Raw genomic sequence first — 7,062 nt, 5'->3', positions numbered from 1 at the left:
TATTTTTAGCCGTTCTTTATATAATATATAGGAATCTTTCCGAATATAATTGAATGGAAAATAAAGAACTTGGTCTTGATAATCAAGATATCAAACAACGCTTAATGAAGTCATTTAACTTAACTGCTGAACAGGCTGTCCAAGCGGTACAAAACAAATAGTTTATATTCTTTAAAACTTAAAAAATCCTGTAGGCGTATTATAAAGTACCCTCCAGGATTTTTAAGATCTATTAATAAAACATTACAAAAAGCTATTATTCTCCCTGTTCATCCTTCACCGGATGCTCAATCCGATAAATATCAAACATGTATTCAACCACAGTCTTAAGAACAGCATAGAATGGGATACAAAGAATCATTCCGGCAATCCCAGCAATGTGCCCCGCAGCAAGCAAGAGGACAATGATTGTTAGTGGATGAATCTTAAGGGTCTTACCGATAATATTTGGATAGATAATATTACCATCAACCTGTTGAACAATCAGAACAACGACAATTACCCAAATTAATTTATCCGGGGCCATTGTCAATGAAACAAATAGTGCTGGGGCAATCCCGATATATGGACCAACATAGGGGATGATGTTGCACAAACCAGCGACAATCCCCAGGACAAGTGCTAGTGGTTCGTGAATAATCAGGTAACCAATTGAAGTAAAGACGCCGACAAAGAGACACTCAATCACTTGTCCGGCAATGTATGACGACAAGGTGTTGTTCATCTTACCAAGTAACTGGTTAACTTCCTTAGCATGGTGTGGTGAAAGCCACTTTTGAATGGCAGGAACTAGCTTTGAACCATCCTTTAACATGTAGAAAAGCATCACCGGAACCGTAATGGTAACAACGGTAATGTTAGTAACCATTCCAATAATATCGCCCACTCGTTCAGAAAGTCCTTTTAGAATCTTCTGCGCATAAGCGGCCAATTGGTGATCAAATTGACGATAGTAGGCATTAAGATCCACATGTTTCAAGGGTGAATGTTTAATTGTATCGTTCATTAGGCTCTGTAACCCGCTAACTGTTTGTGGTAAATGATTAACTAATTGGCTAATTTCCTTTACTACTGGTGGAATCAATGCAGAAATCCCCCAAACAATAATCAGAATTAGCAAGACGACAATCAATAAACTAGCTATACCACGATTTATGCGGAACTTGCCGATCTTAATCTTCACAATTAAGTTTAAGATTGGATTCAGCATGTAGTATAAGAATCCTGATAACAGTAATGGAACAAAGACCACTGATAGGAATGTCCAAAACGGCTTAAAAATAAACTGAATTTTGGTACAAACAAAGATTAGTGTCGCAATTGTCAAAAAAACGATCGGCCAAAACAGCCAATGATAAAATTTTTCTCGATTCATTATCATAATCCTAACATTTACAAAATAAAAGGACACCTCGTAAAAGCAGGTGCCACAACATCCCCTCTACCATACACTAAGGATGTTTGATTGTAAATGAGAAAAATAATTCATTCCTTTCTATTAGCAATCTTAACCTTGAAATTCGTATCTGTAGTACTACTTACTTCATCGTTTTAACAACATAGTGCTTACCTGCCGTGACATCGTACTGAACAAGACGGTAATCATGAAGTAGCGCTTTTTGCTTTTTCGTTAGCTGGTTTTCTTTAAGGATCTTACCTTTTTGCGTAATAAAGCGACTGTTACTATTGTAGGCATTCACATTACCGCTTGCCTGAACATCCTCGGTAATCACCGGCAGCTGTTCGTAAACCCGTGTCAGCAAGGCCTGATACCAGTCAACTTTGGAGTTGGTTTGCTTAGCTGCCATTGCAATAAAGTCGTTGGGTGCAACATAGGCCGTCTTTTGCTTAAAGTTCCGCGCTCCATGCTCTCGCGCATACCGATTAGAATAAATGAAATAATCTGTTTCATGGAGTTTAAGGCCATCCTTGGTCATCTCATTGCCATAGATTCCTGGTAAGTGATCCCCATAAAAGACAACCGTAATTGGCCTTTCAATTTTATCAATCGCCGTAATGAATTGCTTCATTGCCTCATCAGTATGGTGAATCCCAGTAGCAAAATCATTTACCGACGACTTATCAGTACCGGCAGAAACCTTTGTCGCCTGATATTTACTAATTTCATTGTAATAGTGCTGATTATATGGGAAATGATTCTGCATCGTTACCAGGTTAATGAACCGGCCACCGTGGTAATTCATTAACTGATCTAACACATTTTGGTAGGAAGTTTGATCGGAAAGGTATGGACTCCGATCGATCTTTTTCTGATGACGAATTGGGTACTTACTTCCCAAATAGAGGAACCGATCAATCCCAAATTTTCGGTAAACCTCGGTGCGGTTATAAAAGGCCCCGTTATAGGGATGAATTGCGATTGCTGACTTAAATTGCTGAGCGATTGATGGGTTGTTTTTCAAATTAGCAACTAGTTGAGTATATGGTGTTGGCAAAGTTGGTGAAAAATTAGTTAACGCAAACCCGGTCAATGCCATGTACTCCATGTTGGCTGTTCCACCGCCATAGCCCGAACTAATCATTAAGCCACCAGTGTTTTGTTTACTGAGCTTAGTAATGTATGGTACAGGATTGTTCTTCAATTGCACCCCGGGAACTCGTTGGGGATTAGCAAAGCTTTCACTCAAATTAAAAATAATCGTTTGCTTGCTAAACGAGTTTGTTCGTTGGCGGTTAATTTGCTGAGCATCCAAGTGGTACTTATGAACAATCTTATCCATGGCCTGTTGAGAATACCCGGCTGGCTTGACCATTACCGTAACGTCGATGTTATTCATAAACTGAAGTAACGGCCCATTGATTCTTGCCCCACTTAGCTGGTTGTAAAACATCGGCTGATCATCAATGGAGGTCATCAGATTATTAAAGGGAGTATTTTGATGGTTCCACAAAAACGCTGTCGCAAATAAGCATGGGGCCAGGAGAACAAATAGCAACCGTTGTGTTACCCCCCCCCACTGCGTTTCTTAGGGGATGAGTCTTTTCTAGCCAAACAGTTACCGCAATCAGGATCATTAAGGTTACCAGGGCAACTATCCAAACTATACCATCAACCATGCCAAACAAGTTTTTAGCGACCCGCACCATCGCAAGATCTGCAGGAAGGATTGGTTCGTTTCGAGCAACATTTTTTTCATGATTAGCCACAACAAAAACTGCACTGATTGCAATAACACTAATCAACCCGATCCAATAGCGATTGGTCAATGCCTGGATAAACTTAATGACCGCGAAGATCAAGAATGCCGTAAAGAGTAATAGTAGCTCCCGTTGACCAAAAGTGTAGGCAAAAATATTGTAGGTTGCATCAACGTTCGGACTTACAGAAAAGCCGTCATTCATTAATAGCATCGAAAGAGCTGCGATTAAGTATGAGATAATTCCCAGAATAATATTTGGCATCCAGGAATTAAGCCGCTGTTTTATTAATTGAAGCTGTTCGTCAGCGGATTGACCAGTGAACCGATCAATTCGCTGAAGGTGTCGCTTAGCAAAATTACCCGTTGATAATCTACACCAAACGTAGGAACATGCTAAGGAAAAAAGGAGAAAAATAATTGTAATTATTCCCGCCTTCAAGCTGCCATAAGCGTTGTGAAGTTTCACGATGAGTTGGACACTTGCCAGTAATGCCGTATTCTCAATTAACGTTAAGTAGGAATATAACGATCGCCAATTTGGCTGTTCTAAGTGATTCACCGTAATTTTGACAATTCCATAAGCAGCTAAAACGGTGAAAATATTGGTTGGTGTGGTGAAGCGACTTGTTGTTCGCCCATCAATACTCATGAATGGCATGATCCCTTGAAGGATAACTGTGATCAGTAATCCCAAGCCAGTAATAAGAAGCCATTTTCGATGATAACTTCCCTGCTTAACATTGGCACCAAGGACAAACAGTAACGCATAAAATAATGTTAAATGGTTACTCGTCCATCCCCAAATATTTGGTGTCCAAAAGAGTGGGACAATTATGAGAAGCCAAATACCAATCAAAGCCGGCCGACGCCAAATGAATTTTTGATCATTAATTACTGCAGTCAGAATTAGTCCCAGTAAGCTTCCGAAAATCAGTGGATAGGTATTCCGCAATAACGGAAAAGTTGCATTGAAGAAGTCGATATGAAAGACTGTGACCTTTGCAAGCTGGTTGGTGCTAAGTGCCACTAATACACTAGCCAGGACACCCAGGACTAAAGCGTTCAGCCATGCTTTAATGATTGTCGATTCACGATGACTCCTTTGTGATAGGAAATACCCTAACAGTAAAATCAGAATATCAGAGCCAAGCAATGTTAAGCCTTTTAAGACTTCATACGCACTGGTATGGAGACTGGCATTACTGTAACTCGCTATATGTGGTCCGAGTTGCCAATATACCTGGGCAATTCCTACCCAAAGCATCAGCGCAACCCAAACTAGATTACTTTTTAATCGATGCATGATTTTCTCCCCTAAAATAATATCTTCCCTATTTTAATATAGACGGTGGGGAGATACAAAAAATAGTATACAAAAGGCCTGTAATAGCAACGTTGATTATTGCTATTACAGGCCTTTTCATGGTTATAAATGCTGACTAGAGTCGCTGTTTTGTATTAGCTGAGGTATTGGTATGACAGTATTAGACTCTAAACGTGTTAAAAGTGTATTCAGAAACTATGGTCAAAATCTGATGTGACAATATATTAGTTGTAAATAATTTACTACTAAATATAACATTTAAGCTATCTTAATTAATACTAAGTATTACACATTAATTCCCTTGTTACTAGAAAAATAATTAATAATTTGCGTATCGTTTCGCTCCATATTTGGGTCATCATAAAAACAGGAACTCAACGATTTATCTTTACAAAAATAATTGAATAGAGATGGACGGAGTAGTTGAGTTTTTTGACTGTTATAAGCACTTCTCCTCATATGCTTACCGTTTGCAGTTACACCAAGGCGTTTAATATGATGACAGTACTTTTTGTCAGCATTAGCAGGAGAATTGCTACCAATTTCATCAAGAACAATTTGTCGAAGTGACTTTTGGTTCTTATAGTTTGGAAAATAGTGGTTTGGAAATTGACTGCTTAAACTCATATAAAGATTCTGAAAAAGCGTACCAAGTTTACCATCCTCATATGGAATATTAAAAAATATTCTGATCTCCTTAGTAGTAGCTGAAGAAAAACTATAATCATTTACCATAACTGCTAGCTTATCAGATAAATTATCTGCATCCATAAAAATTAGTTTTGCAATATCGGAATTATTTGTATCGTCAAGAATTCGCTCAATCAATACAATATACTTCGTACTTTTATAACTAACGTAGCAAGGATAAATAACAACTTCTTCTTTCTCCATTTCCATTACAACTTGACGTAATTTAGTAAAATATTTCAACACCAATACTTCCTTTTTACTATACGAACTTTATTCTTCTATCCCTCGCTTAAACGTATCAAAAATCAACTGATCCTTAATTACTTCCCGATCTGGAGTTAAGTCCCACGGTGAACCTGGCCGATGAGTTTGCTTGCTTAATCGAGCAGCGTTGTAGTTAATGTAATCTTCGTTCACTTTACTTAGAAGATCTACAATCTCGCCATCCTGTGAAACTAAGTTATAGTCATCCATCGCTTCTTTATCTGGCTTATCAATGTCCAGAACACTTTGACCATTAAATTTATCATGTACTTCCGTTATCAATGGGCCATATTGGAAGTGGACGATTGTTGAAGAAAATAATTTATTTCTGGTTGCGGCTAAAAATCTCCCATACGCAATGTAGAGCAGTTTAATGACCTTCATTTGTGTCAACGGGTCAATATTTAAATCGCTATCCCTTTCAAAATAGTTTTCAACTCGTAACCAATTAGCTAATTGTACGGCCGTAAACTTAGGTTTCTCCTTTTGTGACTCAACCACACCATCATTATTGCTTAGATAAGAGTTCACCTTCGAAATTAATTCATCAGAGTAATCATTCTTTTCATCAGCAATATATTGTTGAAGCACATCATCATTAGCAATGAGTGATTTTAGCAGTCTATTATTGGCTTTGGTAGGAAATGCACCAGCCTCGTAAAGTGCTATTGTATTTGGACTTAACCCAGTTAATTCAGCTAAATTACGTTGAGATAGTCCTACCTTAGCACGATATTGCTTTAATTCTTGTGGTGACAGTAATCCCATCTCATCACGGTATTGTTGACGAGCTATTTCGGCAGCTTGATCATCCAGCTCTTTATCCGGAATCAGTTCATTGGTGTTACTGTCAAAAAGAGCCGGCGCCGTTACCGTGTACTCATGTCCGTTAATGGTATAAGTAGTTGTGAAGTTCTTTTGGTAAGCCATATAAACCTCCTCCTTTAATAATCAAGATGAAAACTGATAAGTACCACTTTCTGGTTGTTCTCAGTAAAAACAAACTTAATGTAATAAGTCTGTCCATCACTAGTTTTAAATACCCAAACAAATTGTAATGGATTATTTCGATTAGGTTCATGTTTGACAAAATCGTTAATGGATAACTGTCTAACAATTTCCTTAGCTAAAGTTACAGAAACCGGCATTGCCATTCTACTTTGTCGTTGAACCATATAAAATCGATCATGATTTACAAGAAATTTCAATCTTGCTAATGCCTCACCAACCTCCATTACAATCCTCCTAATATTTTATTGCTATATCATTATAGCATGACGGTGATGTCTTTACTACTAATTAGTAGCAAGAACGTTAAAAAGTAAAGTATCTTAATCAAAATTCACAAAATGATCAAGATATTCTGCATATGATTAAGATAATTCAGTTCACTAAAGTTAAAACATTTTAACCACGACTAAGCTTGCTACACCAGCAATCCAAGCACTTCTACCATTCAAAAACTACTTACCAACATCTGCCCGTGTTAACAAACGTGTTAAAGCAGCCCCATTTAAGTAACCAAAAACCTGTAACGCCAACAATACGCTGGTATTACAGTCTTATGTGTTCTTGTGGTACTCACTACAGCTTCAGCAATATCTACATAATTTTAATCAA

The 7,062-nt window shown here is 37.8% G+C and carries 6 protein-coding genes; all 6 read right to left on the bottom strand.

What is annotated here, in order from left to right; genetic code table 11:
* Positions 1–256: 256 nt before the first annotated feature.
* The gene (locus HMPREF0549_RS03065) at positions 257–1,375 is read right to left on the bottom strand and encodes an AI-2E family transporter (protein ID WP_040530875.1); all 1,119 of its coding nucleotides are present in this window, start codon (positions 1,373–1,375) and stop codon (positions 257–259) included.
* A gap of 163 nt (positions 1,376–1,538) precedes the next feature.
* The gene (locus HMPREF0549_RS10100) at positions 1,539–2,852 is read right to left on the bottom strand and encodes an LTA synthase family protein (RefSeq protein ID WP_258409004.1); all 1,314 of its coding nucleotides are present in this window, start codon (positions 2,850–2,852) and stop codon (positions 1,539–1,541) included.
* A 31-nt stretch (positions 2,853–2,883) separates the two neighbouring features.
* On the bottom strand, positions 2,884–4,464 hold the full coding sequence (locus HMPREF0549_RS10095) for a hypothetical protein (RefSeq protein ID WP_003716798.1): 1,581 nt from the start codon (positions 4,462–4,464) through the stop codon (positions 2,884–2,886).
* 306 nt (positions 4,465–4,770) lie between these two features.
* Positions 4,771–5,418, bottom strand: a complete 648-nt coding sequence (locus tag HMPREF0549_RS03055; protein WP_040530873.1) for a DUF6037 family protein — start codon at positions 5,416–5,418, stop codon at positions 4,771–4,773.
* A gap of 30 nt (positions 5,419–5,448) precedes the next feature.
* Positions 5,449–6,372, bottom strand: a complete 924-nt coding sequence (locus HMPREF0549_RS03050) for a type II toxin-antitoxin system antitoxin SocA domain-containing protein (protein WP_003716796.1) — start codon at positions 6,370–6,372, stop codon at positions 5,449–5,451.
* Between the two features lie 14 nt (positions 6,373–6,386).
* Positions 6,387–6,677, bottom strand: a complete 291-nt coding sequence (locus HMPREF0549_RS03045; RefSeq protein ID WP_003716795.1) for a type II toxin-antitoxin system MqsR family toxin — start codon at positions 6,675–6,677, stop codon at positions 6,387–6,389.
* Positions 6,678–7,062: the final 385 nt, after the last annotated feature.

It is taken from the genome of Limosilactobacillus vaginalis DSM 5837 = ATCC 49540, from assembly GCF_000159435.1.
Classification (GTDB): domain Bacteria; phylum Bacillota; class Bacilli; order Lactobacillales; family Lactobacillaceae; genus Limosilactobacillus; species Limosilactobacillus vaginalis.
This window is presented reverse-complemented; position numbering and strand designations above follow the sequence as displayed.